The organism is Methanobrevibacter sp. (assembly GCF_050872065.1).
Classification (GTDB): Archaea; Methanobacteriota; Methanobacteria; order Methanobacteriales; family Methanobacteriaceae; genus Methanocatella.
In genome coordinates this window covers 1-2,784 of the sequence record NZ_JBNMGD010000079.1, presented here as the reverse complement: position 1 = coordinate 2,784, position 2,784 = coordinate 1, and the positions used below count along the sequence as shown (strand labels likewise).

At 32.1% G+C, this 2,784-nt stretch carries 3 protein-coding genes; all 3 read left to right on the top strand.

Features of this window, described 5'->3' with window-relative positions:
• Positions 1 to 195: 195 nt before the first annotated feature.
• From ACR0P1_RS07680 to ACR0P1_RS07670, 3 genes are read left to right on the top strand one after another with little or no spacing between them, the layout of a single operon-like run.
• Positions 196 to 768 carry a cupin domain-containing protein gene (locus tag ACR0P1_RS07680; RefSeq protein WP_432645819.1) on the top strand — a complete coding sequence of 191 codons (573 nt, stop codon included), beginning with the start codon at positions 196 to 198 and terminating at the stop codon, positions 766 to 768.
• Between the two features lie 22 nt (positions 769 to 790).
• Complete coding sequence (locus ACR0P1_RS07675) at positions 791 to 946, top strand: hypothetical protein (RefSeq protein WP_432645818.1); 156 nt, start codon at positions 791 to 793, stop codon at positions 944 to 946.
• Complete coding sequence (locus tag ACR0P1_RS07670) at positions 943 to 2,607, top strand: AMP-binding protein (protein WP_432645817.1); 1,665 nt, start codon at positions 943 to 945, stop codon at positions 2,605 to 2,607. Before ACR0P1_RS07675 ends, ACR0P1_RS07670 begins: the two co-directional genes overlap by 4 nt.
• The last annotated feature ends 177 nt before the right edge of the window (positions 2,608 to 2,784 follow it).

Here is a 2,784-nt window from a genome sequence, read left to right as displayed (position 1 = left end):
TGATATGATTTAATAATATCTTTCATGAAATTGAATGAATGCTCTTTTTTATTAACAATTGAATGTTTATTTTAATCTTTTTATATTAGAATCCAGTATTTGTTTAATTTTGAAGATAGTTTTATATATTAAATAGAATATAATTATAAATACTTAAATTTTTTAAGTAAATCCAAAATTTAAGATGTGAAAAATATGACAAACGAAGATTTTGCAAAAAAAATTAAAGACATTAGAGCTAGACAAGACATGACTATTGAAGACCTTGCTGAGAAAAGTGGGGTAAAAATCGAAGTTTTAAAAGCTATGGAAGCTGGAGAAGTTATTCCGTCTCTTACTCCATTAACTAAAATGGCAAGAGCACTTGATGTACGTTTAGGTACATTTTTAGATGATACTCCTGAACTTGGTCCAGTAATAACCAGAAATGGAAAAACTGAAAACTCTCTTTATTTCTCAGGTAGAGAAGACGTAACCAATGCAACTAATCTTGAATTTCATCCATTAGGTGCAGGTAAAATTGATAGAAACATAGACCCATTTATCATAGACATTGAATTTGAAGAAGGGGAAAAAGAATTGTCTTCTCACGAAGGTGAAGAATTCATCTATGTATTAGAAGGGGAAATTGAAGTAATTTATGGAAAAGACTCATTTACTATTGGAGAAGGGGACACAATCTTTTATGATTCAGTAGTGCCTCACCACCTCCATGCAAGTGGGGAAAATAAAGCAAAAATAATCGCAGTATTATACACTCCATATTAAACTGAATATAGGACTTGATAAAATGTTTGAGATAGTATTAAAACAACAAAAAATTAGCAATGGATTAATTAGATTTTTCACTCGTATTTTGGATTTGCGTTATTTGTTGTTGGGTTTGCAAGAATATTTTACAAGTATGAATGATGTTGAAATTAAAAAAATGGAGGTTTTCCAATGAGTGAATTATTTACCGAACTCCCGTTAGGGAAGTTTTTTGAATCAATGGTTGAAAAGCAACCTGATCATGAATTTATTGTTTATCCAGATAGGAACTTAAGATTTACATACAAAGAATTTGATGAAAGAGTTGACAATTTAGCTAAGGGAATGTTGGCTCTTGGTATTGAGAAAGGAGATCATGTTGGTATATGGGCTAAAAATGTACCTGAATGGTTAACTTACATGTTTGCAACTGCAAAAATCGGTGCAGTAATTGTTACAGTTAACACTGCTTATCAATCCCATGAGTTAGAATATGTATTAGGTCAGTCCGATATGAAAGCATTAGCTATGACTGATTCATTTAGAGACACTAGTTATTTTGATATCATAAATGAGCTTGTACCTGAACTTAAAACATGTGCAAGAGGTCATTTAATTGTTGAAAAATTCCCTAATTTAAAATTTGTTTTCCATGTAGGTCAAGAAAAACACCGTGGAATGTTTAACACTAATGAGTTATTATTGCTTGGTATGAACTATGATGATGAAAAATACCAAGAAGTTAAGGATTCAGTTTCCCAATATGATGTTATCAATATGCAGTATACTTCTGGAACTGAAGGTTTTCCAAAAGGTGTAATGTTGACTAGCCGTAATATTGTAAATGACGGTTATTATATTGGAGAAAATATGAATTACACTGAAAAAGATAGATTACTTTTACAAGTTCCTCTTTTCCATTGCTTTGGAACAGTGCTTGGTGTAATGGCAGTAATTACTCATGGATCTACTATGGTTGTTCTTGAGGAATATGATCCATTACTTGCAATTTCTTCAATTCAAAAAGAAAAATGTACTTCCGTTTACGGAGTGCCTACCATGTTTATAGGTATGATGAACCATCCAATGTTTGACATGTTTGACATGTCCTCTTTACGTACTGGTATTATGGCAGGTTCAACTTGTCCTGTTGAAACAATGAAGGATGCAATCGAAAAAATGAACATGAAAGAAATTACAAGTGTATACGGACTTACTGAAGCAGCTCCTGGATTTACACAAACTAATGCTTCTGATTCATTTGAGAAAAAGATTAACACTGTTGGACGTAAATTCCCAAATATTGAAGTGAAAATCGTAGATCCAGAAACCGGTGAAGAAGTGGGTGTTGGAGAAACTGGTGAGATAATGTGCAGAGGTTTCAATGTCATGAAAGGATATTATAATATGCCTGAAAAAACAGCTGAAACAATCGAACCAGATGGATGGTTACACTCAGGAGACCTTGCATCAGTAGATGAGGATGGATATTACTCTATTGTTGGTCGTATTAAAGATATGATTATTAGAGGTGGGGAAAACATTTACCCTCGTGAAATTGAGGAATTCTTATTTACTCATGAATGTGTGCAGGATGTCCAAGTTGCAGGAATTCCAGATGAGAAATATGGTGAAATCGTTGGAGCATTCATAATTAAAGAGGAAGGCTTTGATGACGTTACTGAAGCAGATATTCGTGATTTCTGTATCGGATCTATTGCAAGATACAAAGTACCTAAATATGTGTTCTTTGTTGATGACTTCCCACTTACAACAAGTGGTAAAATCCAAAAATACAAACTAGGTGATTTAGGTCTTGAGTTATTAGACCAAAGACGCGAAAGAGGAGAGTTATAACTCCTCAAAATTTATTTTTTAATACTACTTTTCTTTAAATATCATTAATTTTGAATTTGTGTGATGAAAGTTTCTCTTGAAATTCATTTTTAGCATTTTATCAACTTAGTATTCCTTTTTATTAAATGATGAATGTGTTTTGCTGAAATTTTTTTTCGGATAATTGGTGTATAATGG